The sequence below is a fragment of the Neorhizobium sp. DAR64860/K0K1 genome (assembly GCF_050500205.1).
GTDB lineage: Bacteria > Pseudomonadota > Alphaproteobacteria > Rhizobiales > Rhizobiaceae > Neorhizobium > Neorhizobium soli.
The window spans coordinates 2,065,858-2,092,622 of record NZ_CP191459.1 but is presented as its reverse complement, the minus strand read 5'-3'; the positions used below and the strand labels follow the sequence as shown (position 1 = coordinate 2,092,622).

The window sequence follows — 26,765 nt, the reverse complement described above, 5'->3', positions numbered from 1 at the left end:
TTCACACGGCTTTGTGACGCTGCAGCAACTGACACGAATTGGCCATATTGCTATGGGACCGCCATGCTTGAACAGGTTCGGGAAACTCGTGCTACTCCAGATGGCCCCCCGAGCATTTCCAGCAGCCCAGCCGCGGAATTTTGCGCGTTTATTAACCATATCCCTGTAGCGCTTTTGTTTTGAAGCCTCTGGGACCAGATGGACAGGATGATGTCGAAAAAGATCGGATCGGAATTGCTTTCCCGCCGCGCCATGTTGCGTTCGGCCGTCTCCGTGGGTGCCGCCGTTCTGGCCGCGCCGGCTTTGGCGCAGTCGACGCTCGATGGCATCATGACCGCGCCTCGTCGTGGCAACTGGGATGACCAGTTCGATGCGCGTGGTTCGCGCTCGGCCGTCGGTGTCGTCTCCAACAATCCGATCCTTGGTTCCGAAGGCCCGGCAAACATTCAGCAGGCAATTGCCTTCTATCAGCAGATCGTTTCTGCAGGTGGCTGGCCCGATGTCAATTCGTCCGTGCGCCTGCAGCTCGGCGTCGTTGATCCGTCGGTGCAGAACCTGCGCCGTCGCCTGATGATCGCCGGCGATCTCGATCAGTCCGCAGGCATGTCCAGCTCGTTCGACAGCAATGTCGACGGTGCGGTCAAGCGCTTCCAGGCCCGTCACGGCCTGCCGGCAGATGGCGTGCTTGGCGAATTCAGCGTCAAGGCGATGAACGTTCCGGCCCAGACACGTCTGATGCAGCTCGAAACCAACCGGGTTCGCCTGCAGTCGATGTCGGGTGATCTCGGTTCGCGTTACGTCATGGTCAACATCCCGGCGGCCTATGTTGAAGCGGTCGAGAACGATCGCGTGGCGCTGCGCACCAATGCGGTCGTCGGCCGTATCGACCGCCCGACCCATGCGATCAATTCGAAGATCTACGAAGTCATCCTCAATCCTTACTGGACCGCACCGCGCTCGATCGTCGAAAAAGACATCGTGCCGTTGATGCGCAAGGACCCGACCTACCTGACGCGCAACAACATCCGTCTGATCGACGGTCGTGGCCAGGAAGTGTCGCCAGAAACCGTGGATTGGAATGCCCCCAAGGCGCCGAACTTCATGTTCCGCCAGGATCCGGGCAAGATCAACGCGATGTCCTCGACGAAGATCAACTTCCACAACCCGAACAACGAATACATGCACGACACGCCCCAGCAGGGCCTGTTCAACAAGTTGATGCGCTTTGAGTCCTCGGGCTGCATGCGTATCCAGAACGTGCGCGATCTCGTGACCTGGCTGCTGCGTGACACGCCCGGCTGGTCGCGTCAGGAAATCGAACGGGTTATCGCTGCTCGCCAGAACAACCCGATCAAGCTCAGCCAGGAAGTTCCGGTCTATATCGTCTATGTCACGGCATGGTCGGCAAAGGACCAGGTCGTCCAGTTCCGCGACGACATCTACCAGCGCGACGGCAACCAGGAACTGGCTCTGCAGACCACGACCGGCGTGGAGCGTGCCTCCGGTGCGATCACCGAACAGGATCTCCTGCCGCAATAAGCAGGACGTCGCTGACGAACGACCAATTCGATTGAAAGGCCGCATCGCCCAAAAGGGTGGTGCGGCCTTTTGCCGTTGTCTCGAAACGGAGTTGGACGCGCAAATGTCGCTCCGTGTATTGCCCTGATCGGAAGGGAAGGCTAAGACGCGTCACATCGCCTGCCACCCTTCGAGGAGCCTCGCACATGTCCAATACCGAAGCATTCTTCTCCCGCCCGCTGGCCGAATCCGATCCGGATATTTTCGGCGCGATCGAGAAGGAACTTGGCCGTCAGCGCCATGAGATCGAACTGATCGCCTCGGAAAACATCGTGTCGCGTGCCGTGCTCGAAGCCCAGGGCTCGATCATGACCAACAAGTATGCCGAGGGCTATCCGGGCAAGCGCTACTACGGCGGCTGCCAGTTCGTCGACATCGCCGAAGAGCTTGCCATCGAACGCGCCAAGAAGCTGTTCGGCGTCAACTTCGCCAACGTCCAGCCCAATTCCGGTTCGCAGATGAACCAGGCCGTGTTCCTGGCGCTGCTGCAGCCGGGCGACACGTTCATGGGCCTCGATCTCAACTCGGGCGGTCACCTGACCCACGGTTCGCCGGTCAACATGTCCGGCAAGTGGTTCAACGTCGTGTCCTACGGCGTCCGTGAAGGCGACAACCTTCTCGATATGGATGCTGTGGCCGAGAAGGCCCGCGCGACCAAGCCGAAGCTGATCATCGCCGGCGGCACGGCCTATTCCCGCACCTGGGACTGGAAGCGTTTCCGCGAGATCGCCGACGAAGTCGGCGCCTATCTCATGGTCGACATGGCGCATATCGCCGGTCTCGTTGCCGGCAACCAGCATCCGTCGCCGTTCCCGCACTGCCATGTCGCGACGACCACGACCCACAAGTCGCTCCGCGGACCGCGCGGCGGCATGATCCTCACCAATGACGAGGATCTGGCGAAGAAATTCAACTCGGCTGTCTTCCCCGGCCTGCAGGGCGGCCCGCTGATGCATGTCATTGCCGCAAAGGCGGTGGCCTTCGGCGAAGCGCTGCAGCCTGAATTCCAGGATTACGCGGCTCAGATCGTCAAGAACGCCAAGGCGCTGTCGGAAACGCTGGTGGCAGGCGGTCTCGACATCGTCTCCGGCGGTACCGACAACCACCTGATGCTGGTCGATCTGCGCAAGAAGAACGCGACCGGAAAGCGGGCCGAAGCAGCGCTTGGCCGCGGCTATATCACCTGCAACAAGAACGGCATTCCGTTCGATCCTGAAAAGCCATTCGTCACGTCCGGTATCCGCCTCGGCACGCCGGCTGGCACGACGCGCGGCTTCAAGGAAGCCGAGTTCACCGAAATCGGTAATCTGATCGTCGAACTGCTTGACGGCCTGAAGACGGCCAATTCGGACGAGGGCAATGCGGTGGTGGAAGCGGGTGTCCGCGAAAAGGTGATGACGCTCACCAATCGCTTCCCGATGTACCCGTACCTCTAAGGAAACACGATGCGCTGCCCCTATTGCGGTTCGGAAGATACCCAGGTCAAGGACTCGCGTCCGGCCGAGGATTTCACCTCCATAAGGCGGCGGCGCATTTGCCCTGACTGCGGCGGTCGCTTCACGACATTCGAGCGCGTGCAGTTGCGCGAGCTGCTGGTGTCGAAGAAGACCGGCCGCAAGGTACCTTTCGACCGCAACAAGCTGGTGCGGTCGTTCCAGATCGCGCTGCGCAAGCGGCCCGTCGATCCCGACCGCATCGAGCGCGCCGTCTCCGGCATCGTCCGGCGCCTCGAAAGCTCGGGCGAGAGCGAAATCTCCTCCGAAGAGATCGGCCTGCAGGTGCTCGAATCGCTGAAAAGCCTCGATGACGTCGCCTTCGTGCGCTACGCATCCGTTTATCGCGACTTCTCCCATGCGGAGGACTTCGAGAAAGTGATTTCCGAGATCAACGCCAAGATTGCCCGCGATCCCGGGCTGGAGTCCTGACGCCATGTCGGAGGCCGACGACCAGCGGTTCATGGCCGCAGCGCTGAGGCTGTCGCGCTGGCATGAAGGCCAGACCATGACCAATCCATCGGTCGGCTGCGTGCTCGTCAGGGATGGTGCCATTGTTGGTGCAGCGGTCACGGCCCGCGACGGCCGACCACATGCGGAAGCCCGCGCGCTCGCCGTTGCCGGCGAGAAGGCGAGGGGGGCGACCGCCTATGTGACGCTGGAACCTTGCGCCCATCACGGCAAGACCCCGCCCTGCGCCAATGCGCTCGTGGCAGCCGGTGTTTCCCGCGTTGTCGTCAGCGTCGCCGATCCCGATCCGCGCGTCTCCGGTCAGGGATTGAAGATCCTGCACGATGCCGGCATCGCGACCGAGCTTGGCCTCATGGAAGATGACGGCAAGCGCGCGCTCGCCGGTTATCTCTCCCGCCAGATCCGCCACCGCCCTTACGTCACGCTCAAGCTTGCCGTCTCGGCCGACGGAATGCTGGGACGCCGTGGCGAAGAAGTGCTGATCACCGGGCCGCTTGCCCGTGCGCAGGTGCATGTCATGCGTGCCGAAAGTGATGCGATTCTGGTTGGCATGGGAACCGTCCGTTCCGACGATCCGCAACTGACGGTCCGGCTTCCCGAGATGAGCGACAGATCGCCCGTCCGCATTATTCTAGATCGCCGTCTCGAACTGCCGCTCGACAGCCTTCTGGTGAAGTCTGCCCGCGACGTGCCTGTGATCGTCGCCTGCGTGCCGGTCTCGCAAGAGTCCGAAAAGCGCGAGAAACTTCTGGCCGCAGGTGTCGATGTGATCGAGGCAGGCGATCTCGCAGCACTTCTCGACCAGTTGGCGACACGCGGAATTTCCCTTCTATTCGTTGAAGGCGGCGCGACGGTTGGCAAGGCCTTTCTGGATGCCGGCCTCGTCGATCGGATCGTGCTGTCGCAGGGGCCGACGATGGTGGGCGAGGGCGGTCTTGAATCGCCTCTGTCGCCATCCGATATGCCGGAGGGTTTCCAGCTGGTTCGTGAGGATACGTTCGGTCCCGACCGTTCCTACGATTTCCAGAAAATCGAGCAGTCATAGAGGTCGTCGATGTTTACCGGAATTGTCACCGATGTCGGAACCGTAGCGGCGACGACCCCGATGGACGAGGGCGTCAAGCTCCGTATCGCCACCAGCTACGATCCGAAGACGATCGCGATGGGTGCCTCGATCGCCCATGGCGGCGTTTGCCTGACCGTGACCAACTTGCCTGAGGACGGCAGCAATGAGCGCTGGTTCGAGGTGGAAGCCTGGGAAGAAGCGCTGCGGCTGACAACGATCGCTGGCTGGACATCCGGTACCCGCGTCAATCTGGAGCGGGCGCTGAAGATCGGCGACGAACTGGGCGGCCATATCGTCTCCGGCCATGTCGACGGCAAGGCGGAGATCCTGTCCGTGACCTCCGAAGGCGAAGCAGTCCGCATTCGCCTTCGGGCGCCGGAAAGCCTCGCCCGCTTCGTCGCGCCGAAGGGATCGGTTGCGCTCGATGGCACATCGCTGACCGTCAACTCGGTCGATGGCACCGATTTCGATGTGCTGCTGATCAGGCATACGCTGGGCGTGACCACATGGGGCGATCGCCAGGCCGGCGATTTCGTCAATTTCGAAGTGGACACGATGGCTCGTTACGCAGCAAGGCTGGCCCAGTTCCCGACAGGCTGAGGCTGACCCGACGACATGCGGAAACAGGCGGCAGCGTGCAAGCTGCGCTCCTCCTGTTCCGCCCCGATGACGTTGCAGAATAGGTATTCGCGCCCTGCAACGCAGCGTTCAGCGAAAACCACTTGCCAATCCCGGCCGGGCATGTTTTGACCGCCGACTATTCGGCTTGTCGCCCAACGCGCCGATGTAACCAAGGTGAAATCATGCCGCAAGAAAACGCACCTCACATCCTGATCGTGGAAGCACGGTTTTATGACGACATGGCGGACGCGCTGCTCGATGGCGCAACGACCGCTCTCAAGGATGCGGGTGCGACCTACGACGTGGTGACGGTTCCGGGAGCCCTCGAAATTCCGCCGGCAATCGCGATGGCGCTCGATGCCGGCGATCAGGACGGCACGTCCTATGACGGCTTTGTCGCGCTCGGCATGGTCATCCGTGGCGAAACCTACCATTTCGACATCGTCTCGAACGAATCCTCGCGCGCGCTGATGGATCTTGCGGTCTCCGAATCGCTGGCGATCGGCAACGGCATCATGACCGTCGAGAACGACGAGCAGGCCTGGGTGCGCATCAAGCGGTCCGAGAAGGACAAGGGCGGCTTTGCGGCCCGTGCCTGCCTCACCATGATCGCACTGCGCGAAAAGCTGAATGGTGGTTGATAGAATGTCCAAAGAAGGCGAGCATCCGGTCAAGCCGGCAAATCAGCGTGGCGCGGCGCGTTTGGCAGCCGTTCAGGCCCTTTATCAGATGGATGTGGGCGGCACCGGCGTTCTCGAGGTCGTGGCCGAATACGAGGCGCACCGCCTCGGACAGGAACTGGACGGCGATACCTATCTGAAGGCGGACGCCTCTTGGTTCCGCTCGATCGTCGCCGGCGTCGTCCGCGATCAGGACAAGATCGACCCGCTGATCCGCTCGGCGCTCCAGGAAGACTGGCTGCTGTCGAGGATCGATTCGACCCTGCGCGCCATCCTGCGTGCCGGAACGTTCGAGATCGTCGAGCGCAAGGATGTCCCGGTGGCTGTCATCGTCACCGAATATGTCGAGATTGCCCGCGCGTTCTTCGAGGAAGACGAGCCGAAGGTCGTCAATGCGGTTCTCGACCGGATTGCCAAGCAAATCCGCGGCGACGCGAAGAAGTAACATCCCGGAAAGAGCATCAGATGGACGAAGCGGTCGAGCGTCAAAGAATTGACTTGAGCACCGCCCGCCGCAGCGTCTTTCTGCTCGCAGGCACCCAGGCCATCCTGGGGTCTGCCACACCTCTCACCGTGTCGATCGGCGCTCTTGCCGGCTATCAGCTTCTTGGCGACGACAAGTCGCTCGCGACAGCGCCGATCACCGCGTTCAACCTCGGCACCGCCGTCGGTGCGGTGCTGATTGCCATCGCGTCCAAGTTCCTGGGCCGCAAGGCGGCCTTCATGTCGGGCGGAATGCTCGGCGCGATCGGCGGCGGGCTTGCGGCAATCGCGCTGTTTCGTGGTGATTTCTGGCTGTTTGCCTTCGCGCTTCTGCTGGTCGGGTCCTGCGCCGGCTTCACCCAGAAGATCCGCTTCGCCGCTGCCGATATTTCTCCCAAAGCCTATAAGCCGCGAGCCATCTCCTGGATCCTCGGGGCCGGTATCGTCTCGGCGATCGTCGGACCGCAGCTCTCCATCGCCGCAAAGGATTGGCTGGCGCCGGTGACCTTCGCCGGTGCGTTCCTGATGCTGATCCCGCTCTGCCTTGCCGGTATCTGCATCATGGCCTTCCTGCGTCTTCCGACCAAGGCGGATGCGTCGCTCTCAACCCAGCAGCCGCCGGCACGGTCGCTGCGGGAAATCGTCGTGACGCAGCGGTTCATGACCGGCATGGTCTGCGGTATCTGCACCTACGCGCTGATGACCTTCGTGATGACTGGTGCGCCGCTCGCCATGGTGATCGGCTGCGGCTTTCCGACGGAACTGGCGGCGCTCGGCATCCAGTGGCATGTGCTCGCCATGTTCGGACCGAGCTTTTTCACCGGCATGCTGATCACCCGCTTCGGCGCGGAAAAAGTGGTCGCCGCTGGCCTCGTCACGCTGATGGGCTGCGCGATCGTTGCCCATATGGGCGTGGAATTGTGGAATTTCTGGCTGGCGCTGGTCCTGCTCGGGATAGGCTGGAATTTCGGATTCATCGGCTCGACCACGATCGTCGCCTCCAGCTATCGACCGCAGGAGGCCGACAAGGTGCAGGGGTTTCACGACATCGTCCTCTTCGGCACGGTGGCACTGTCCTCCTTCTCCTCGGGCAAGGTGTTCGTCACCTGGGGCTGGTCATTCATCAACCTGGTGATCTGGCCGGTCGCGATCTTCTGCCTTCTTCTCATTCTGGCGCTGATGCTGCGCAGGCCCGTCGCAAAAGCCAACTGACCCGGTTCTATTACCGTCGTAGCGCTTGACGGCGGTTGTTCCTCACCGCAATCTCACCCGCGCATGGCAACAGCTGCGTTCCTTGGGAGGGGAAAGCCGTTGCTGGAGGGTGCAGAATGCCGGGGCGGCATCGGCCGCAGCCGGTCAGGGAGAGGAAAATTCGCATGACTGTAATTCTAGGTGTGATCGTCTGCGGTCTGCTGTCGATCATTTATGCTGCATGGGCCACGCGTTCCGTACTTGCCGCCGATCAAGGCAATCAGCGGATGCAGGAGATCGCCGGTTATATCCGGGAAGGCGCGCAGGCCTATCTGTCGCGCCAGTATATGACGATTGCCATCGTCGGCGTGCTGGTTGCGGGTCTCACATGGTTTCTTCTGTCTGGCACGGCAGCCATCGGCTTCATCATCGGCGCCGTTCTCTCGGGCGCTGCCGGCTTCATCGGCATGCACGTCTCGGTGCGGGCCAATGTGCGCACGGCGCAGGCGGCATCGCATAGTCTGGCAGCAGGTCTCGACATTGCCTTCAAGTCTGGCGCCATCACCGGCATGCTTGTCGCGGGCCTCGCACTGCTCGGCGTGTCCATCTACTTTTTCATCCTGACAACCGTGCTCGGCCATGCGGTCGGTTCACGCGAAGTGATCGATGCCCTTGTGGCACTCGGCTTCGGCGCCTCGCTGATCTCGATCTTCGCGCGCCTTGGCGGCGGCATCTTCACCAAAGGCGCCGATGTCGGCGGCGATCTCGTCGGCAAGGTGGAAGCCGGTATTCCGGAAGACGATCCACGCAACCCGGCAACGATCGCCGACAATGTGGGCGACAATGTCGGTGACTGCGCCGGCATGGCGGCCGACCTGTTCGAGACCTACGCAGTCTCGGTCGTTGCGACCATGGTGCTCGCGGCAATCTTCTTTGCCGGCAGCGCCGTCATCGACCAGGCGATGCTCTATCCGCTGGCGATCTGCGGCACCTGCATCATCACCTCGATCGTCGGCACGTTCTTCGTCAAGCTCGGCACAAACGGCTCGATCATGGGCGCCCTCTACAAGGGACTGATCGTGACGGGGCTGCTGTCCATCGTCGGGCTTGCGATCGCGACCTCGATCACCATCGGTTGGGGCACGATCGGCACGGTTGCCGGCATGGACATCACCGGCGCCAGACTGTTTGCCTGCGGCCTCGTCGGGCTGGTCGTGACAGCGCTGATCGTTGTCATCACCGAATACTATACCGGCACCAACAAGCGGCCGGTCAATTCCATCGCCCAGGCTTCCGTCACGGGCCACGGCACCAACGTCATCCAGGGACTGGCCGTCTCGCTGGAATCGACCGCACTGCCGGCACTCGTCATCGTTGGTGGCATCATCTCCACCTATCAGCTCGCCGGACTGTTCGGCACAGGCATCGCCGTCACCGCCATGCTCGGCCTTGCCGGAATGATCGTGGCACTCGATGCCTTCGGCCCTGTCACCGACAATGCCGGCGGCATTGCCGAAATGGCGCACTTGCCGCCGGATGTTCGGAAAGCCACGGATGCTCTGGATGCCGTCGGCAATACGACCAAGGCCGTCACCAAGGGCTACGCGATCGGCTCAGCCGGTCTCGGCGCACTGGTGCTGTTTGCGGCCTACGCCAACGATCTCCAGTACTTCGTGGCAAACGCCGATAAATATCCGTACTTCCAGGGGGTAGGCCAGATCTCGTTCAGCCTGTCCAATCCGTATGTGGTGGCGGGCCTGCTGTTTGGCGGTCTCATCCCGTATCTGTTCGGCGGCATCGCCATGACGGCGGTCGGCAAGGCGGCAAGCTCGATTGTCGAGGAAGTTCGCCGGCAGTTCCGCGAAAAGCCCGGCATCATGCAAGGAACGGAAAAGCCCGACTACGGCCGCGCGGTCGATATCCTGACCAAGGCTGCGATTCGCGAAATGATCGTGCCCTCGCTGCTCCCGGTTCTCGCGCCGATCTTCGTCTATTTCGGCGTGCTTCTCGTCTCGGGCGGCGACAAGGCGTCCGCCTTTGCAGCGCTCGGTGCCTCGCTTCTCGGCGTCATCATCAACGGCCTGTTCGTCGCGATCTCGATGACCTCGGGCGGCGGCGCCTGGGACAATGCCAAGAAGAGCTTCGAGGACGGTTTCGTCGATAAGGACGGCACCCGCCACATGAAGGGATCCGAAGCCCACAAGGCTTCGGTGACAGGCGATACGGTGGGTGACCCCTACAAGGATACGGCAGGCCCTGCCGTCAACCCGGCGATCAAGATCACCAACATCGTCGCCCTTCTGCTGCTCGCGGTTCTCGCCCACTAGAAGCAGGTCTCATCCAGACAAAAGAAAGCCCGCGGTACCATTGGTATCGCGGGCTTTTTGATATTCGGAAATGCGCTTGTCAGTTGCCCATGCTCTGCAGCATGTTGCGGATCTGGCCTGCACCGCCGCTTGCTGCTCCGGAACCACCCGATAGAAGCTGCTGCAGGAAGGTAAGGTCGCGGCCGCCGGTTGGCGTCGTGCGCGAGATCGTGTCGAACACCTTGCCGTCCTGAAGTGCGTAGTTGGCGCGCTGGGCGACCACGCCGTTCTTGTCGAAATAGATGGCAAGCACGCTCTGCTCGACGATCTGCGGCTTCATGAAGGCTGCCCGACGGTGGCGCTTCTGGGAAATGTAATAGAACACTTCCGTATCGAAGGTCGCGGTCGTCGACGGTGTACCCATGGTCAGGATCACCTGCTCGCGGCTTGAACCGACAGGGATCAGGTTCAGCGACTGCTGGTCAACGACATAGCCGTTGTACATCGTGTCGCCGATTTCCATGGACGTGCAGCCGGAAACTGCAATCGATGCAACGACAAGGGCCGCCGCCGTTTTGCTCAACGCTTTCATTTCGTATCCGAAAACCCGCTTCTTCAACGGTATCCCCCACATGTCGATGTGCCGGCGGAAGCCGGTTACTCTGCTGCTCATACCATTGTGGCTATTCCGGGGACAGCTGACTGCCGCTTCCGGATAGCCGAACCGAAGCCCGCCGATGGCGAATGCATTGCAATTCGTGCCTGCTTCGGTAAACCAGCTTTCGTTTGCATGCAACATCGCCAGCTTCGACCATGACGCAAACATGAAGGCAAATGCAGGAAACACGATGATATTCGGCCTGTTCAAAAAGAAAAACAGCAATCAGACCATCGTCAACCGGCAATACTACGCCCTGACGTCGGCAGCGCGCATCCCCGTCTTCTACGAGGATTTCGGCGTACCCGACACCGTGATGGGCCGGTTTGAAATGCTGTCCATCGTGATGATCCTGTTTTTTCGCCGGACCGCGAAGTCGGGGGCGAGCGGGCAGGAACTGGCGCAGGAGATCGTCGATGCCTTCTTTCAGGATATCGACCATTCGATTCGCGAGCTCGGCATCGGCGACCAGGGGGTTCCGAAGCGGATGAAGAAGCTCGCGGGCATGTTCTACGGTCGGCTCGAAACCTATGCCGCAGCTCTCGACAGCGGCGACGAGACCGCGCTTGCCGCAGCGCTGCACCGTAATATCCATCCTAAAGCCACCGATATACAAGACATGAGCGCACTTGCGCACTGGATGACAACCACCGAAACCGCTATGTCAGCGGTCTCAGAAGATACGATTTCCCGTGGGCTGCTGGTCGTGCCGCAGCCGGTCCGGGAAGGCGAGGAACAATGAAACGCGATCAAGAACCCAGCAAGGCCAAAGGCGGCAAGCCTCCGTTCTCCTATCCTGTGAAGGTCGGAAACATTTCGGCCAATCCCGTCACTGTCACTGTTGAAGCCGATGAAAACGAGCTGAAGGGCTTGGCCGTTCTCTGGGACGTCGTATCGGTCAATTCGTTGAAGGCGGAAATCTACATTGCCCGCTGGAAGAAGGACGGCGTGCGCCTGAAGGGCCGCGTCAAGGCCGCTGTCACCCAGGCCTGCGTGGTGACGCTTGATCCTGTGTCGTCGACCATTTCAGAAGATTTCGATCAGGTCTTTGTGCCTGAGGGATCCAAGCTTGCGCGCGTCGTCACTGCCGAAAGCGCCGAGATGGTGGTCGATCCTGATGGTCCGGACCTGCCGGAAATGTTTGTCGGCGATACGATCGATGCGGGCGAGGTCGTTGCCGAGTTCGTGGCACTGGCGATAGACCCTTATCCGCGCAGGCAGGGCATCGATTTCAAGGACCATATCGAGAGCGACCCGAACGATCCGGCGACCAAACCCAATCCGTTTGCCGCGCTCAAGGATTGGAAAAAAGACTGAGACCGGTTGTAAGCAGAAACAAAACCTATATTTTGGCCACGATTTCGCCGGCAGGGCGGCGCATGAGCGTGCCCACTGAAGAAGCAAAAGTCGGCGCAGGCATTCGTTGCAGGCGCGTGCGGCCGGTTAAAACAAGGATCAGGGACGCGTGATCAGAATTTCGATTGACGCCATGGGTGGCGACTTTGGCCCCGAGGTTGTCATGGCGGGCGCCGCGAAGGCGCTCGAACGCCATCCCGACGTCAGTTTCCTCCTCTACGGACTGAAAGCCGAATGCGAGCCGTGGCTTGCGCGCTATCCGAAATTGCGCGAGCGGTCCGTGTTCCATGCGTGTGAACTGGCCGTTGCCATGGACGAGAAGCCGAGTGCGGCGCTACGCCGTGGTCGCTATGTCTCGACCATGTGGCGTTCCATCGAAGCCGTGAAGCTTGGCGAAGCTGATGTCGTTGTGTCCGCCGGCAATACCGGTGCGCTGATGGCAATGTCGAAATTCTGTCTTCGCACGTTGGCGAGTATCGAACGCCCCGCAATTGCAGGCATCTGGCCGACGCTGAAGGGCGAAAGCATCGTTCTCGATATCGGCGCGACGATTGGTGCCGACAGCCAGCAGCTGCTCGATTTCGCCCTGATGGGCGGCGCTATGGCGCGGGCCCTGTTTGAAGTCGATTGCCCGACCGTCGGCCTTCTCAATGTCGGTGTCGAAGAGGTCAAGGGTCAGGAAGAGGTGAAGGAAGCCGGTCGCCTGATCCGCGAAGCCAACCTTCCGCACCTCTCCTATCACGGTTTCGTCGAGGGCGACGATATCGGTCGGGGCACTGTCGACGTTGTGGTGACCGAAGGCTTTACCGGCAATATCGCTCTGAAGACCGCCGAGGGAACTGCGCGCCAGATCGCCACGCTTCTGCGCGAATCCATGTCGCGCACGCTTCTTGCCCGGATCGGCTATCTGCTGGCCAAGCCTGCATTCGATCGACTGCGTGAGAAGATGGACCCGAACAAGGTCAATGGCGGCGTGTTTCTGGGCCTCAACGGCATTGTGATCAAGAGCCATGGAAGCGCCAACGCCGAAGGCATCGCGGCCGCGATCGCAGTCGGCTATGACATGGCGCGAAATGACCTCAACGCCAAAATTTCGCAGGATTTGAAGATTTATCATGCCAGACGCCTGCCGCCGGCCGGCCCTGAAGCCGCATGACGTTAGGATGTGATTTGACTATGATTCGATCAGTTGTTCGCGGTTACGGGGCAGCGCTCCCGAAACGGGTCGTCACCAATCGCGAGCTGGAGACGATGGTCGACACGTCGGACGAGTGGATCGTCCAGCGCACCGGCATCACCCAGCGGTACATCGCCAGCGACGACGAAACGACGGCATCGCTCGGTGAGAAGGCGGCGCGGGCAGCGCTCGATAATGCTGGCCTGACACCTGACGACATCGATCTGGTCCTTCTGGCGACTTCGACGCCGAACAACACCTTTCCCGCGACCGCCGTCGAGATCCAGAACCGGCTCGGCATGAAGCATGGCTACGCTTTCGACATGCAGGCGGTCTGCAGCGGCTTCGTTTACGCGATGACGACGGCAGACCTCCACCTGCGTGGCGGGCTTGCGAAGCGCGCGCTGGTGATCGGCGCCGAAACCTTTTCCCGCATTCTGGACTGGAACGACCGCACAACCTGCGTGCTGTTCGGCGATGGCGCCGGCGCCGTTGTGCTGGAGGCTCAGGAAGGCGAGGGCACGATTGCCGACCGCGGTATCCTGACGGCGCATCTGCGCTCGGACGGATCCCACAAGGACAAGCTCTACGTCGATGGCGGCCCATCGACGACCGGCACGGTCGGGCACCTGAAGATGGAAGGCCGTGAGGTCTTCAAGCATGCGGTGGCCATGATCACCGACGTGATCGAGGACGCATTCGAGGCGACCGGCACGACTGCCGAGGATATCGACTGGCTGGTACCGCACCAGGCCAACCGTCGTATCATTGATGGATCTGCCAAGAAGCTCAACATTCCCACCGAGAAAGTCGTCGTCACCGTCGACATTCACGGCAACACGTCTGCGGCATCGATCCCGCTTGCGCTTTCAGTTGCCTGTGCCGACGGTCGCATCAAGAAGGGCGATCTTGTGATGCTGGAAGCCATGGGTGGCGGCTTCACCTGGGGGGCCGTCCTGATCCGCTGGTGATGCCGGCTGAAAACCTGAGCCATATTATGAAATAATCAATGCCGAACAGATGCTTGGCCCGGGGGCGCTTGACCGTGGGGCACAACCAAAATACTGTTTGCGGGCTTTGATAATATCACATTAAATCAGGCGGGGGACCATGGCCGGCAAGACAGTCACACGCGCGGATCTGGCGGAATCGGTTTTTCGCAAGGTTGGCCTCTCTCGCACGGAATCGGCGGAACTCGTCGAAACGGTAATCGACGAAATCTGCAACGCCATCGTTCGCGGCGAAATGGTCAAGCTTTCGTCGTTTGCGACATTTCAGGTGCGCGCCAAGAACGAGCGCATCGGTCGCAATCCGAAGACAGGCGAGGAAGTACCGATCTCACCCCGCCGGGTGATGACCTTCAAGGCATCCAATGTTTTGAAGCAACGCATCCTCAAAGCGCACACATTGCGCAAGGTCAAGCAGAAGCCGGCAAGCCCTGCGAGCTGACACGCCCGTTTTGCACGCTGGCACCCCTGCCAAAACACCAATCTTGTTAACACACTTGAATCTTTCGGTGCAAGCCGTTGAGAAATGTGCGATTCGACGCATAATCCTCGTCCAGCCTTTCGTGCTGACCCCTTTCGCGCCGCACGGCCGTTCGATCCCTGGAGATTGACACTTGGACAAGAGCCCGGACGCATTCCGCACCATCAGCGAAGTCGCTGACGATCTCGACCTGCCGCAACACGTGCTGCGCTTCTGGGAAACGCGGTTTCCGCAAATCAAGCCGATGAAGCGGGGAGGCGGCCGTCGCTACTACCGCCCGGAGGACGTGGATCTGTTGAAGGGGATACGTCACCTTCTCTACGACCACGGATACACGATCAAGGGCGTTCAGAAGCTCCTGAAGACGAATGGCAACAAGTTCGTTTCAGCGATCGCGTCCGGCGATATCGCCACGATGGAAGCCATCATGGCGGCCAACAGCGAGAAGAATGCCGAGCCTAAAATTTCCACCCAGGAAGAAGATCAGGTCGTCGGGCGCCCGAAGGTAAAGCCAAGCGGCCGGTTCTTCGGTTTCGGCGGTGCCGGGGAGGACCAGTTGGAAGTCTCGGTTGGAAAATCGAGCGTCGGCAAGGAAGACCGTGCCCTGCTGCAGGAGGCACTGTTTGACCTTCTGGAATGCAAGCGCCTGCTGGACCAGGTTCGTTGATCCGATACCTGCTTACATGAACTCACTGTAAATTTACCGTTCACCTCTGGTTCAAACGCGAAGGTACAACATTTACCTACGAGGAAACACTAGAGGAGATGCAAACGTGAAAAAACTCGCAATCATTGTCGTCTCGGCCATGACGGCACTGACGAGCATGGTACCGGCACACGCCTTCCCTGTCGTCAACGCACCGAAGACCATCGAAGCGCCGCAGAGCGTTGATCAGGTCCAGCAGGTTCAGTGGCGGCATCGTGATCGTTGGGAAGGTCGTCGCTACTATCGTCACCATCGCGACTACCGCCGCGGCGACTATTATCGCGGTCGCCACTACCGTGGCCACAATTCGGGTGCGATCATCGGCGGTCTTGCTGCCGGCGCTCTGATTGGCGGTGCCATTGCATCCCAGCCGCGCTACGCCGAGCCGCGTTACGTGCAGCCACGTCGTTACGTGAACGCCAATAGCGCGCACGTCAATTGGTGCGCCAACCGCTACCGGTCCTACAGGGCTTACGACAATACGTTCCAGCCCTATAACGGCCCGCGCCAGCTGTGCTACTCGCCCTACTGATAGGGTAGTCGCCAAGGCGTCCTGATAGGCCGGCTCCAGACAATGGGGCCGGCTTTCTTGTTGAAGCAAGACCGTCGATCCGAGATCCATTGAAAGCCGATTTTTTCCTTGCGTGGTGAAGATCATGTCAGTATGGAATGCATGCTTCACGCGACGCCGGTCCGCCGGCTCGAAGCGATGTGGCGGAATGTAGCGCAGCCCGGTAGCGCACTTGACTGGGGGTCAAGGGGTCGTCGGTTCGAATCCGGCCATTCCGACCATTCTTCCTTCGGCGATAGGCTCCCCCAGAGCCGCTGTGACCTGAGCTCGCCATGGGCGAGCTCGTTTCTCGTCACGCCAATTTGTTGCCACGTCACTCACCAGAACCTGTGAACGAATGATGGAACATCCCGAACCGCGTTCGACTTATCTGACTACAATTTGCATTTGGCTGGAACGTCAGTGTTCCCGACGCGTTGTCAGATAGGAAAACAAAGGAGAATGTGATGTTGAAGGGTGTTGTACTTTGGGCGATGGGCGTTCCGATCCTTGTAATCGTGCTGCTCTACGCATTCGTATTCTAAAGTTCTGGATCTCTGGCGGTAACGGCCAGCGCATTTCGATCTAAAAGGGTCAGCTCCGAGACACGAGCTGACCCTTTTTCATTTTGGCGGCTGTTGTCGAGATATAGCTCTAGGCAAAAAAAAGGCCCCGCACTCGCGGGGCCTTTTCGGTGAGTCTCAGATTTCCGGGCAACCAGGGCGATTGGCGAAGGTGATCCGGTCGGGGCCCCGACGGGTCATGCCCTGGACGGTGATGCTGCGGCGAGTGGCGCGGACGATCTCCGTTTGACGGAAGCCTTCGTCGCGAGCGGCGGCGCGTGCTTCGCCAGGGCTGCAGCCCATGCTGCGATCGCGCCTGTCGTAATCGCGATCCCTGTCGCGGATCACCGGGCGCACGCCGTCAGGTCCGATGCGCAGCTGTACGTCCTGGGCCGATGCCGGGGCAGTGGCCGCACCAAGGGTGCAGACGGACAAGGTCAAGGCGAGGCCTGCCTTTGCGAAAACATTGATCATTGTATCCTCCGTGTATGGAGCCGTGGCAGGGCCTGCGGCGCAAGATATTCACGGGGATGTAACTGATTTGTGAGTGGTAAAGTTCCGCCTGCGATCAATCAGCAAGTATAGGCGGAGCAGATATGATAGTAGTTCGCGTTAGCGAAAACGCGCTGTCCGGCTCGCATTCATCAGAAGCTCCTGCTCGGAAGCAAACGACCCCAGGAGCTGCAGAAGACGGTTTTCCTCGTCCTTGTCGAGACGGTAACGGCGGGCGAAGTCAGTTACGCTCCACACCTTCTTCATTCCGGACTGCTGAAGATCGACGGGTGTAATATGCGACATTGTGCCCCCTCACAGATATTGGAGGATGGTATCCTCCAATATCCAGTGCATATAAAAACGACGTTAAATAAAGAAATTCTTAAGCTCGGTTTTCCCGGAGAAACTACTTTTCCTCGACCTTGACGCCATCCTGGCCGATGCTGAATTCTACGCCCTTTGGCTTGGTTTCTTCGCGGTAGACATAGAACCCCAGACCGACGACCAGAACAACGAGAGCGCCGATGATGAAGTACAGATTATTGGAACGCGTCATGAATTTCCCCGACTATACAATTCTGGCCGGGAAACGCCTATGAGCTCAATATGTTCCAGCGAGTTTCAGGTTTTTTTCAATCGTCGTTTGCGGCGTTGAGATCTTCGGGGCGCATGCCCTCTTCCTGACCGTCTTGCTTCAGTCTCACACCCGGTCCCATTCCGGATCCGCCGTCGCCGGCTGCCAGGAATATAACGCCCCTTGTCTCGAAGAATGCCCTCAGTCTCTCACTGATGGTTGGGTCGGGCAGGGCGTCATGGGCCTCCGCGTTGTCGAATTCGACGGCGGACAGGCCCGAAGCGGCGCAAAGCGCCTCTTTCGAGATGCCGGTGAGTGCGCGCGCTGCGCGAATTTGTGATGAGGTCAACATACGAGAAATCTGGCGCAAGGCGACCCAATGTCAAGGACTTGCGCTTTAGGCAACAACTCAGGCCTGTAACGGCGGCATCGCGGCAGTGGTGTTTCGCTGATAGCGGTTTTCCAGGGCGACGCACGCCCAGAGAATGCCGAGCGAGAGATAGAAATGCCGCCAGTGGTCGGTGTCGATGACGTTGCCGATCATAGCATGTCCCAGGATCAGGACCCATGCAATCATCAGAAAAGGCTGCCAAGGCCTCTCGCGCAGCATATAGCGGAAGCCCATCCACAGGCTGGACCAGATCATGATCTGATACGTCACCGCACCCACCCAGCCATAGGTCGTGAGTGTCTTCAGCCAGATATTGTGCTCGTCTTCGCCGAAGATTTTTCCAAGCGCCATCGGTCCCATGCCGAGCGGTCGCTCCATCGCCATCAGGAAGCCGATCTTATGCCGCTCGAAGCGACCAAGCCGCGCGCCGTCGTAATCCTGCACCAGTTTCGCACGGTTGGAAAACAGGTCGGCGATCTGCGGGATCTGCAAAGCGATCGCAAGGGCGAGCACGAGTGCCACGCCGGCACAAATCGAGATGACCAGGATCTTCAGGCGGAATGCCGTCGTGCGCTCCTTGAGGAGCATGAGGACGATCAGTGCGATGGCACCGAACAGCAGGAGGCCCCAGGCCGCGCGTGAAAACGACAGAAAGATGCCGATCGCCAGCACCAGCATGCCGAGGATGAGAAGGGGGGTACGGATGACCGGGCCGGTCAGCATGCGGTAAAGGAGATAGAGGAGCGGGCCGACCAGATAGGGGCCGAACACGTTGGGGTCCTGAAAGGCGCCCATGGCGCGGTTATAGCGGGTAAAGACATGGGCCCCGGGAAACGCGTCGAAATAGCCGAGGATGCCGAGAGTGGCCGTGATGATGGCGGCCGCCACCCAGGCATGAAAGATGATCTTCAGCCGCCGATGGTCGTTCTCTATGACCGCTGCAAAGAACACGGCGGTGAGCGCAAGAAAGATCGAGACCGCATAATACATACCGGCGCCGGACGAATCCTTCATCACGAAGATGGAAAACAGGCCGCTGATGTTGAAGATCAGCAGCATCGCCATCAGCATCGCGACGGTGCGCGAGATTCTGAGCCCAAACAGGAACCAGAGGCCGATCTGGGCCACCATCATCAGTTCGTAAGGGGCAGGCTCCGACATGACGAAGCCGGACAGAAAGACGCCAAAGGCCAGCATGCCGTTTGCCACGAGGGCAAAAACGGCCAGCTGGACGTTGAACGGCCGGGTCTCATGTGCGGCCAGCGTCGTCAATATGCATTGTCCGTGTTGAGAAGCCGGATCGGCGTCAGGAACAGGATCTTGAGATCGAACAGGATCGACCAGTTCTCGATATAGTCGAGATCGTGGGCGGTGCGGGCACGGATCTTTTCATCGCTGTCCAACTCGCCGCGCAGTCCGTTGATCTGCGCCCAGCCAGTCACGCCGGGTTTCACGCGGTGGCGGGCGAAGTAGCCTTCGACGACGTCCACATATCTGCGTTCGCCAGTCTGGGCACTGACCGCATGCGGACGGGGACCAACGAGAGACAGCTCTCCTTTCAGCACGTTGAACAGCTGCGGTAGCTCGTCGATCGAGGACTTGCGCAGAAACCGGCCGACGGGCGTGACCCGCGGATCGCCCTTGGTCACGGCCTTGATCGCGGTCTGGTCGCTCATGCTCGTGTACATCGAGCGGAATTTGAGAACGTTGATGATCTCATTGTTGAAGCCGTGGCGCTTTTGGCGAAACAGCATCGGCCCTTTCGAGCTGAGCTTCACGGCAATGCCGGCAGCCAGCATGACGGGCCAGAGGCAGGCGATCGCGAACACGGCAAAGACGATATCGAAGATGCGCTTTGCGACCGAATCCCAGTCGCGGATCGGCTTGTCGAAAATATCGAACATCGGAACGGTGCCGACGTGACTATAGGCCCGTGGGCGGAAGCGCAGGCGGTTCGCATGCGCCGCGAGCCGGATATCGACCGGCAGAACCCAGAGTTTGCGCAGAAGCTGCAGGATACGCTGCTCGGCGCTGGCGGGAAGCGCGATGATCAGCATGTCGATTCGGGCAAGGCGCGAGAATTCCACAAGCTCGGCAAAGGTACCAAGCTTCGGGTAGCCGGCAACGACGGTCGGCGAGCGGTCGCTGTTGCGGTCGTCGAAGATGCCGCAGATGCGGATGTCGTTATCCGACTGGCGTTCCAGGGCGCGCACCAGTTGCTTGGCAGGTTCGCCGCCGCCGACAATTACGGCGCGGCGTTCCATCACGCCGTTGCGCGCCCAGTGGCGGATGCCAAGCGCGATCGCCTGCCGCTCGGCGGCAAGGACGACGCAGCTGACGGAGAACCAGACGATGAGACCGGTCACGGGCACCCAACCGCCCGCGGCAAAGCTGAGCGCGAGATTGGTCAGGACAAAACCGAAGGCCCATGTGATGAGGACCCGCTTCAAGGTCCTGTTGGCGGACCTCAGGGAGGGGATCTGATAGGTGTCGGCAATCTGCAGAAGCAGAAGCGTGATGGCAGAACCGAAGGTGATGATGACCAGGCGGGAAAGCGACATCTCGGTCGCGCCGTAGATCAGGTCGACGATGAGGCCGACAATCAGGATCGCGGCAAATTCGGTAAGCCGGATCAGTCCGACCAGCAGGGATGGCGAATAGCTGGTTTCGCGGAACTGCTGGGCGATCTGGCGTGCGAAGGGATTGAGGACCGCGCCCGCTTCCTTCTCCTCGCTCGCACGCATCTCGGAGACCTTGCGGCGAAGGCTTTCGACGTCGAATTCATCGGGCTTGTTCAGCGGGCTCATGCCAGGATCCTCGACTCAGCTGCCGCGAAGGCGCAGAAGTAGTCTCAGTCCAGTAGCAAAAAGAAGCTAAAGAAGCCTTTAGCTGTACCTGCGGTCCGGGATTTGGCCGAGTAGATCTTGGTACAAGTGAAGCATGTCGTCCGCCATAACGGAGGCGGAAAACACCGCCTTGAAATCGGACGGCTTCGGCATGACGCGGTCATGCCACTCCGGTGTCTGCAGTGCCTGCGTCATCACGTCGGAAAGGCTTGTGGCGTCGCCGGGGACGGCAAGGGCCGCACTTTTCACACCCAGCACTTCGGGAATGCCGCCGACACGCGATGCGATGACAGGCTTCCCGGCGGCGAGCGCTTCCAGCACGATATAGGGCATCGCTTCCGCCCGCGACGGAACGACGACGAAATTTGTAAGGGCAAACGCCTTGCGGGCGGGCATGGCCGGCATCATCGTCAGCCGGCGGCCAAGGCCACGTTCGGAAATCATGGCTTCATAGCGCTCACGGTCCGGACCGTCGCCGACCATCAGCGCCGAGAGCGGCCGACCGACCGCGCGTTCCGTTCGGGCAAAGGCGTCGATGAAGACATCCGGTCCCTTAAGGTCGCGCAGCATGCCGATATAAAGAAAGTCGACCGCGGAAATGACCGCTGGGACCGGCTCGAACTCGGCTTCGCCAATGCCGTTATAGATCACACGCGCGGTCTTGAGCGGTTTTCCGACCTTTTCCTCGTAGGTGCGGCGCTCATAATCGCAGACAAAGACCAGGGCATCGCCGAAGCGTTCCTGGAACCGTTCGAGCTGCAGCACGACCTTGCCCGAAAGACTGGACCGGTCGAAATGCAGACTGCCGCCGTGCGGCGAATAGAGGCGGGCCACGCAATACCTGTTAACCCGCAAGGCTGAGCCGATCAATCGCGCCAGAACGCCGCCCTTGGCGCCGTGTCCGTGCAATATGTCCGGCCGCAAGCTCTTGATATGCTTGTAGCTTCTGTAGAGTGCCGCAAGATCGGAAGGAGCGATCGAACGGCGCATCGGAATTCGTGTCAGGCCAAGCGAAAGCTGCGGCCGGATCGTGTCGAACAACCTGTCCTCATGCTCGCCACCGGTCGAGCTGTCGCAGAGGATGCCGACTTCGTGGCCGGCAGCCCGATGTTCTTCCACCAGATCTCGCACATGGCGGAAGATCCCGCCGACGGGCGACCTGAAACAATGGAGGATGCGCAAGGGAGGGGCCTCAGCCGACATGATGATGTCAGAACAGCCGCTCGCGGACGTAGACCGTGTCGCCAGCGAGGACCTGTGAGGAAATCGTCGTACGGCCCGTGATGACCTCGCCGTTGATCTTGCGTGTGACGTCGACATCGCGCTGGTTTCCGCGGGAGGTAAAGCCTCCGGCGATTGCGATGGCGTTCTGTGCCGTCATGCCGGGCACATAGGAATACTGTCCGGGTCGTCCGACTTCGCCCATGACGAAAACCGGGCGGTAACGATCCATTTCGATCGTCACGTCGGGATCGCGCAGATAGCCCTGCTTGAGCTTGGCGGCGATTGCACCCTCGAGCGTCGGCATGGTCTGGCCCCGGGCCGTGATCTGACCGATCAGCGGGAAGGCGATATAGCCGGCCTGATCGACGGTATAGGTGTTGGAAAGGCTCGGCTGTTCGAAGACGCTGACACGTAGCCGATCGCCGCTGTCCAGCCGGTAAGGCTGGATCGTTGCTTCCTGAAAGCTTTTGGGAGCCGGTTTGTAGGAGGCGCAGCCCGACAGCGTCATCGCAACGGCTGCCGCCACAAGAGCCAGAACGGTTTTGGCGCGCTGGTTGCGCGTCGGATTTTTCTTGTCTTGGGCGAATAGCATGTTCGCGTCCCAGGCTCGGGGTGGTGGTTCGACGATTTCGAGCCTGTTATCGATCCATTAGGGTTAATGCCCGGTAAAGAGAGGCGCGACGACCATCGGAAATAATGCCTGCAAGATCAGAGTCCGGTTTTTCTTCGAAGCCGCGGCTCATTAACTGTAGCGTTACCATGATAATTTACTGTCCGCCCAAATAGACCAGTTTGGAGCGGGCAATGTCTGGCGTAAACGGCGGCCATCAGGATGTGGATATCGACCTCAGGCAGGTCATCGCGGCCGTCTGGGAACGCAAGGCGAAGATCCTCGCCGTCACGATCGCGGCGGGCGCGCTGGCGCTGGTCGGCGCCTCGCTGATCAAACCCAGCTACAAGGCCGAAACCAGGCTGCTGATCGAATCGCGATCGCCGAACCTCTACGGCGGGGAAGGGGCAGGCAGTTCCAACGATCCGGTTCTGGACACGCTTAACATCACCAGTCAGGCCCAGCTGCTGCAATCGACCGACCTCATCAAGCGGGTTGCGCGCGATCTGAAGCTTTCCGATCGCCCGGAATTCGACCCGGCTGGACAGTCGGCACTGCCGGACCTTCTGGTGATGGTCGGCCTGAAGCAGGATCCGATGGCGATCGATCCGGAAGACCGGGTCATCCAGAAGTTCCGCGAAAAGCTGTCGGTCTATCCGGTCGAGGGCTCGCGCGTCATCGCCGTCGAATTTGCATCGCATGATCCGAAGCTCGCGGCGGATGTCCCGAACCGGATGGCCGAAGCCTATCTTCAGATCCAGAGTGGCTCGAAGGTGGACACCCATGCCGAAACCGCCCGCTGGCTGGAGCCGGAAATCGCCAACCTGACGACCCGCGTCAACGATGCCGAAAAGAAGGTGGCGGACTACCGCTCCTCGAACGGACTTTTCCAGACCAGCGAAGCCAACAGCTTTTCCAGCAAACAGTTGAACGATATCTCGACCGAACTTGCCCGCGTTCGCGCCGATCTCGCCAATGCCGAGGCCCGTTCGGAAAACGTCCGCGCTGGTTTGAGAGCCGGCCGCGCTTCGGACACCCTGGCGGACGTCGCGGGATCGCAGGTCATCCAGCGTCTGAAGGAAACCCAGACCAATTTGCAGGCGCAGATCAATGATCTCTCGACATCCCTGCTCGACAACCATCCGCGTCTTCGGGGACTTCGCGCGCAGCTCAGCGGCATCAATCAGCAGATCGAGCGTGAAACCCAGAAGATCCTGGCAAGCCTCGACAACGAGAGAGAGATTGCACGGCTCCGCGAGCGTCAGCTGACGCAGCAGATGAACGGCTTGAAGGCTGATTCGGCCAAGGCCGGTGAAGAGGAAGTCGGGCTGCGGGCCCTGGAACGCGAAGCGTCCGCCCAGCGCCAGCTGCTCGAAACCTATCTCGTGCGCTACCGCGAGGCGACGTCGCGCCGCGACGCCAATTCAAGCCCTGCGGATGCCCGCATCGTATCGAGCGCGGTCGAACCGTCGGAACCCTTCTTTCCGAAGGTCATTCCGATCGTCATCGTGGCGACGCTTGCGACACTGATCGTCAGCTGCCTGGTCGTCATCATCGCCGAACTGTTCAGCGGCCGGGCGCTCCGCCCTCTCAATCGCCGTCGCGAGGACGATTTCTTGCTGACACCACACAAGGTCGCAACGCCTGCAGTCGAACCGGCCCCGGCCGAGCCCGAACCGACCCCTGCCGGCGCTTTGGTTGCAACAACACCCGCCGCAGCTCCGGTTGCGGCAGAAACTGTTGCAGATCGGCCAAAGCGCGAACACAGGCTGTTCGCGGCGGCAAAGGAAATGCTGGCTGCCTCCCGCAAGGATGCCGCTGCCGCGAAGGGCGCGGAAGTTGACCAGAAGCAGGAGGCTTCGATCGCTGCCGAGCCACCGGTCGAAGAAATTGCCGTGGCGCCGCCGGCGAACGACGGGGAGGAGGAATCCTTCACGATCGCGTCCGTTGCCCGCTACCTCCAGCGCCGTGCGGTGCCGATCGGCCTGGTCGTGTCGCCCGGTGGCGATGCAGGCTCGACGGCGACCGTGATGTTGGCCCGTGAAATTTCGGAGCGCGGTCGCACCGTCGCCCTGATCGACATGACCGGCTCGGCTTGCCCGACACGGCTGATGGCGCAGGACGTCAAGCTTGCCGGCATCACCGATCTGCTGTGCGGCGAGGTTGCGTTCGGGGAAGCCATCCATCCGGACCGTCTCTCGGATGCGCATATCATCCCGTTCGGTTCTGCCGATCCGGTTCGCGCCATGCGGGGCGCCGACCGGCTGCCGATGGTCGTCGATGCACTCGCAGACGCCTATGATCTGGTGCTGATCGAATGCGGCCCGGCGGAAGCGCCGATGCTGTCGCGACTGACCCGCAACGAAAAGGCGGAGGTCATCCTCTCCGTGCCTGAATTCAAGGAAGAGGATGTCGCAAAGATCGTCCAGGACTTCCAAGGCGAGGGAATTCGCAACCTGCTGGTAATGTCTGACGCCAATGACCGCAGTTCGCCGCGCAAGGCTGGACGACAGGTGGCGTGAGCCACACCGCATGAACCACGATCTACAAGGCGGCTTTCAGGCCGCCTTGTTCGTTTTGGCGGCCCGCAGTTTTTGCAAAAGAGTGTAAAGGCGCGGGTTGTGCTTGATCGCAGCCTTTGCCCTTGTTGCCAGAACCATCAGCGGTTTGAGGACGGAGCCCTTCGGGGTGATGGCGATCAGAATATCGTGCAGGACTGTTTCCTGGCTGCACCAGCTGCGCTTGTAGGGCTGGTCGCCCACGCCGAAATCGAACAGTGTCGCGCCTTCGTGGCAGCTTTTCTCGATCATCAGCCAGAACAGCAACTCGCCGGGGCTTGCCTCGGGGCAGATGCTGTCGTCGATGGAGCTGAACTGGCAGATCACATGGTCGCCCTTGCGCGACACGCCGGCAATCGCCACCACATGTCCCTCGTGCTCACCCCGCATACGGATCGCGTGAAGGGTGAGCGACGTGTCTGTCCCATCATTCGGCGCGTCCATCAGGCGATGGAAGAAGTCACGGATCTCAGATGCGTGGAAGACATCAGGCAGGCCGAACATTTTCAGCCGCGCCGCCTTCTGCCGGAAGAACGTATCGAGCAGCGCGTGCTTTTCGTCCGCGTCTAGCGCGATCACATGGTCATAGCCGCCGGCTGCTTCGATCTTGCGGCTCTGTGAGCGGAATTTCTTGCGCCGCGTCTTGGCGTTGAGCTGTGCGAGCGTCGTCTCGAAATTCGGAAAAAGCGGCAGCTGGAACGAATGGTTCTGGTTCTCGGTCGTCGCCAGCGCACCCAGCGGATGCCGACTGCCGCGCCAGGAGAGCGGCACGCAATCGAGCACCACGAGATCGGCATAAGGAGAAAGAGCCGTGCGCAGCATGCGCAGGAACGGCTTCAGCTCGGCAGCGGAAGCCACCTCGAGTGCCGGATCGAACAGGCCGGTATTGAGATTGTTGTAATGGTTGCCGGGGAGGCGGGCGATGCGGATGCTTTTTTCGAGCACGATATCGAGCGGCAGGATAAACACGGCGCGACCGCCGATGCGACCGACGACGACTGCGAGCGTGCGGCCGTGGGATTTTACCCAGGCTTCGCACCAGTCGAAACCCTGATGCAGCGAATTGAGTTTGATCGCCTGCAGACGGTGCCAGTCGGACTTCAGATCCGCCATGTCCGTCGCGACTGCCATTTCGATCTGCGCGAAACGCAACGGGACAGTCTCACGGGAAGACGATCCCGATGTCCCTGCCGGCGCAAGCTCTTCAATCAGTCTCGAGGTTTGCATGACGCGCTCCGCTGTCTTTCAAGCGGGGAGAATAGGCAGCGTGCACCAACAATCTGTTTATTGCTGTGTCGCCCGCCGCCAATACTATCACGGCTGGTTAATGCGGGGTGAACCCAGGCATAACCTAGACTTTCGGCCGTGCGCCCGCCATCCACTTGATGATCAGCATGGCCGGCAGGATCCACAAAAGCCCCGACAGCAGGAAGTAGAGGAAATGCACCCACCACGGCGATGTCGCGAGCAACAGCGTCGCGACCGTGGTTGCAGCCAGCGCGTAGACGATGACGAGCACGATGATCATGATCGTGCCGATGAAACTTCTCAGGCGTGGGACCAACGCGTTTCTCCTCCCGCGACGCGATGCCGCAAAGCATCGGGGCTTGTTTTGCACGTGTCCTTGGGGCAAATCAACGCCAGGAGCGGAAAGATTACCGCCCGCATGGTGCTCTCAAG

28 protein-coding genes and 1 tRNA gene are annotated in these 26,765 nt (G+C 60.5%); 18 read left to right on the top strand and 11 right to left on the bottom strand.

Going from position 1 to position 26,765, the window contains the following annotated elements:
- Positions 1-210 precede the first annotated feature (210 nt).
- From ACQY1J_RS14790 to ACQY1J_RS14750, 9 genes are all read left to right on the top strand, one after another.
- Positions 211-1,539 carry a L,D-transpeptidase family protein gene (locus ACQY1J_RS14790; RefSeq protein ID WP_062454734.1) on the top strand — a complete coding sequence of 443 codons (1,329 nt, stop codon included), beginning with the start codon at positions 211-213 and terminating at the stop codon, positions 1,537-1,539.
- Positions 1,540-1,724: 185 nt separating this feature from the next.
- The gene (gene glyA, locus ACQY1J_RS14785; protein WP_430250202.1) at positions 1,725-3,014 is read left to right on the top strand and encodes a serine hydroxymethyltransferase; all 1,290 of its coding nucleotides are present in this window, start codon (positions 1,725-1,727) and stop codon (positions 3,012-3,014) included.
- Between the two features lie 9 nt (positions 3,015-3,023).
- Positions 3,024-3,503, top strand: coding sequence for a transcriptional regulator NrdR (gene nrdR / locus ACQY1J_RS14780; RefSeq protein ID WP_062453281.1), 480 nt, complete (start codon positions 3,024-3,026; stop codon positions 3,501-3,503).
- A 4-nt stretch (positions 3,504-3,507) separates the two neighbouring features.
- Positions 3,508-4,587 (top strand): bifunctional diaminohydroxyphosphoribosylaminopyrimidine deaminase/5-amino-6-(5-phosphoribosylamino)uracil reductase RibD, encoded by a 1,080-nt coding sequence (ribD, locus tag ACQY1J_RS14775; protein WP_192086737.1) that lies wholly within the window; start codon positions 3,508-3,510, stop codon positions 4,585-4,587.
- Positions 4,588-4,596: 9 nt separating this feature from the next.
- Complete coding sequence (locus ACQY1J_RS14770) at positions 4,597-5,208, top strand: riboflavin synthase (RefSeq protein WP_192076737.1); 612 nt, start codon at positions 4,597-4,599, stop codon at positions 5,206-5,208.
- 203 nt (positions 5,209-5,411) lie between these two features.
- Positions 5,412-5,870, top strand: coding sequence for a 6,7-dimethyl-8-ribityllumazine synthase (gene ribH / locus ACQY1J_RS14765; RefSeq protein ID WP_062579948.1), 459 nt, complete (start codon positions 5,412-5,414; stop codon positions 5,868-5,870).
- A 4-nt stretch (positions 5,871-5,874) separates the two neighbouring features.
- Positions 5,875-6,354, top strand: coding sequence for a transcription antitermination factor NusB (gene nusB, locus ACQY1J_RS14760; protein ID WP_062453277.1), 480 nt, complete (start codon positions 5,875-5,877; stop codon positions 6,352-6,354).
- 20 nt (positions 6,355-6,374) lie between these two features.
- Positions 6,375-7,604, top strand: a complete 1,230-nt coding sequence (locus tag ACQY1J_RS14755; RefSeq protein ID WP_062579950.1) for an MFS transporter — start codon at positions 6,375-6,377, stop codon at positions 7,602-7,604.
- A gap of 164 nt (positions 7,605-7,768) precedes the next feature.
- Positions 7,769-9,910 carry a sodium-translocating pyrophosphatase gene (locus tag ACQY1J_RS14750; protein WP_062579951.1) on the top strand — a complete coding sequence of 714 codons (2,142 nt, stop codon included), beginning with the start codon at positions 7,769-7,771 and terminating at the stop codon, positions 9,908-9,910.
- Between the two features lie 79 nt (positions 9,911-9,989).
- On the opposite strand, the gene ACQY1J_RS14745 is transcribed toward ACQY1J_RS14750, so the two are convergent.
- Positions 9,990-10,514, bottom strand: a complete 525-nt coding sequence (locus ACQY1J_RS14745) for an outer membrane protein assembly factor BamE (protein ID WP_062454732.1) — start codon at positions 10,512-10,514, stop codon at positions 9,990-9,992.
- 223 nt (positions 10,515-10,737) lie between these two features.
- Here ACQY1J_RS14745 and ACQY1J_RS14740 point away from each other — a divergent pair, with 223 nt between their 5' ends.
- From ACQY1J_RS14740 to ACQY1J_RS14705, 8 genes are all read left to right on the top strand, one after another.
- The gene (locus ACQY1J_RS14740) at positions 10,738-11,289 is read left to right on the top strand and encodes a ubiquinol-cytochrome C chaperone family protein (RefSeq protein ID WP_113167296.1); all 552 of its coding nucleotides are present in this window, start codon (positions 10,738-10,740) and stop codon (positions 11,287-11,289) included.
- Positions 11,286-11,864 (top strand): YceD family protein, encoded by a 579-nt coding sequence (locus ACQY1J_RS14735; protein WP_430250198.1) that lies wholly within the window; start codon positions 11,286-11,288, stop codon positions 11,862-11,864. Before ACQY1J_RS14740 ends, ACQY1J_RS14735 begins: the two co-directional genes overlap by 4 nt.
- Before the next feature lie 148 nt (positions 11,865-12,012).
- A complete protein-coding gene (gene plsX, locus ACQY1J_RS14730; RefSeq protein WP_062453272.1) occupies positions 12,013-13,059 on the top strand; it encodes a phosphate acyltransferase PlsX in 1,047 nt (348 codons plus the stop codon).
- Between the two features lie 20 nt (positions 13,060-13,079).
- Positions 13,080-14,051: a beta-ketoacyl-ACP synthase III gene (locus ACQY1J_RS14725; protein ID WP_430250197.1), complete on the top strand. Its 972-nt coding sequence runs from the start codon at positions 13,080-13,082 to the stop codon at positions 14,049-14,051.
- A gap of 139 nt (positions 14,052-14,190) precedes the next feature.
- Positions 14,191-14,529 (top strand): integration host factor subunit alpha, encoded by a 339-nt coding sequence (locus ACQY1J_RS14720; protein WP_062453270.1) that lies wholly within the window; start codon positions 14,191-14,193, stop codon positions 14,527-14,529.
- Between the two features lie 172 nt (positions 14,530-14,701).
- The gene (locus ACQY1J_RS14715; RefSeq protein WP_062453269.1) at positions 14,702-15,235 is read left to right on the top strand and encodes a MerR family transcriptional regulator; all 534 of its coding nucleotides are present in this window, start codon (positions 14,702-14,704) and stop codon (positions 15,233-15,235) included.
- A 106-nt stretch (positions 15,236-15,341) separates the two neighbouring features.
- On the top strand, positions 15,342-15,806 hold the full coding sequence (locus ACQY1J_RS14710) for a BA14K family protein (RefSeq protein ID WP_062579958.1): 465 nt from the start codon (positions 15,342-15,344) through the stop codon (positions 15,804-15,806).
- A 183-nt stretch (positions 15,807-15,989) separates the two neighbouring features.
- Positions 15,990-16,066: transfer RNA gene (locus tag ACQY1J_RS14705), tRNA-Pro, on the top strand.
- Positions 16,067-16,525: 459 nt separating this feature from the next.
- Here the strand turns inward: ACQY1J_RS14705 and ACQY1J_RS14700 are convergent.
- From ACQY1J_RS14700 to ACQY1J_RS14665, 8 genes are all read right to left on the bottom strand, one after another.
- Positions 16,526-16,861 (bottom strand): hypothetical protein, encoded by a 336-nt coding sequence (locus ACQY1J_RS14700; RefSeq protein ID WP_430250195.1) that lies wholly within the window; start codon positions 16,859-16,861, stop codon positions 16,526-16,528.
- Between the two features lie 138 nt (positions 16,862-16,999).
- A complete protein-coding gene (locus tag ACQY1J_RS14695) occupies positions 17,000-17,185 on the bottom strand; it encodes a hypothetical protein (RefSeq protein ID WP_062453266.1) in 186 nt (61 codons plus the stop codon).
- Between the two features lie 103 nt (positions 17,186-17,288).
- The gene (locus ACQY1J_RS14690) at positions 17,289-17,438 is read right to left on the bottom strand and encodes a hypothetical protein (protein ID WP_092661949.1); all 150 of its coding nucleotides are present in this window, start codon (positions 17,436-17,438) and stop codon (positions 17,289-17,291) included.
- Between the two features lie 76 nt (positions 17,439-17,514).
- Positions 17,515-17,808 (bottom strand): hypothetical protein, encoded by a 294-nt coding sequence (locus ACQY1J_RS14685; RefSeq protein WP_062579963.1) that lies wholly within the window; start codon positions 17,806-17,808, stop codon positions 17,515-17,517.
- A gap of 57 nt (positions 17,809-17,865) precedes the next feature.
- Positions 17,866-19,119 (bottom strand): O-antigen ligase family protein, encoded by a 1,254-nt coding sequence (locus tag ACQY1J_RS14680; protein WP_430250193.1) that lies wholly within the window; start codon positions 19,117-19,119, stop codon positions 17,866-17,868.
- Positions 19,116-20,654, bottom strand: coding sequence for an undecaprenyl-phosphate glucose phosphotransferase (locus ACQY1J_RS14675; RefSeq protein ID WP_325261105.1), 1,539 nt, complete (start codon positions 20,652-20,654; stop codon positions 19,116-19,118). The genes ACQY1J_RS14680 and ACQY1J_RS14675 overlap by 4 nt, the downstream gene beginning before the upstream one ends.
- Before the next feature lie 78 nt (positions 20,655-20,732).
- Complete coding sequence (locus ACQY1J_RS14670) at positions 20,733-21,896, bottom strand: glycosyltransferase family 4 protein (RefSeq protein WP_092661951.1); 1,164 nt, start codon at positions 21,894-21,896, stop codon at positions 20,733-20,735.
- A 7-nt stretch (positions 21,897-21,903) separates the two neighbouring features.
- Complete coding sequence (locus ACQY1J_RS14665) at positions 21,904-22,425, bottom strand: polysaccharide biosynthesis/export family protein (protein WP_062454730.1); 522 nt, start codon at positions 22,423-22,425, stop codon at positions 21,904-21,906.
- A 296-nt stretch (positions 22,426-22,721) separates the two neighbouring features.
- Between ACQY1J_RS14665 and ACQY1J_RS14660 the strand changes: the two genes are divergently transcribed.
- Positions 22,722-25,049: an exopolysaccharide transport family protein gene (locus tag ACQY1J_RS14660; RefSeq protein WP_430250192.1), complete on the top strand. Its 2,328-nt coding sequence runs from the start codon at positions 22,722-22,724 to the stop codon at positions 25,047-25,049.
- Positions 25,050-25,085: 36 nt separating this feature from the next.
- On the opposite strand, the gene ACQY1J_RS14655 is transcribed toward ACQY1J_RS14660, so the two are convergent.
- Both ACQY1J_RS14655 and ACQY1J_RS14650 read right to left on the bottom strand, forming a co-directional pair.
- Positions 25,086-26,312, bottom strand: a complete 1,227-nt coding sequence (locus ACQY1J_RS14655) for a GNAT family N-acetyltransferase (protein WP_430250191.1) — start codon at positions 26,310-26,312, stop codon at positions 25,086-25,088.
- 124 nt (positions 26,313-26,436) lie between these two features.
- Positions 26,437-26,649: a DUF2842 domain-containing protein gene (locus tag ACQY1J_RS14650; protein WP_062453259.1), complete on the bottom strand. Its 213-nt coding sequence runs from the start codon at positions 26,647-26,649 to the stop codon at positions 26,437-26,439.
- Positions 26,650-26,765 lie beyond the last annotated feature (116 nt).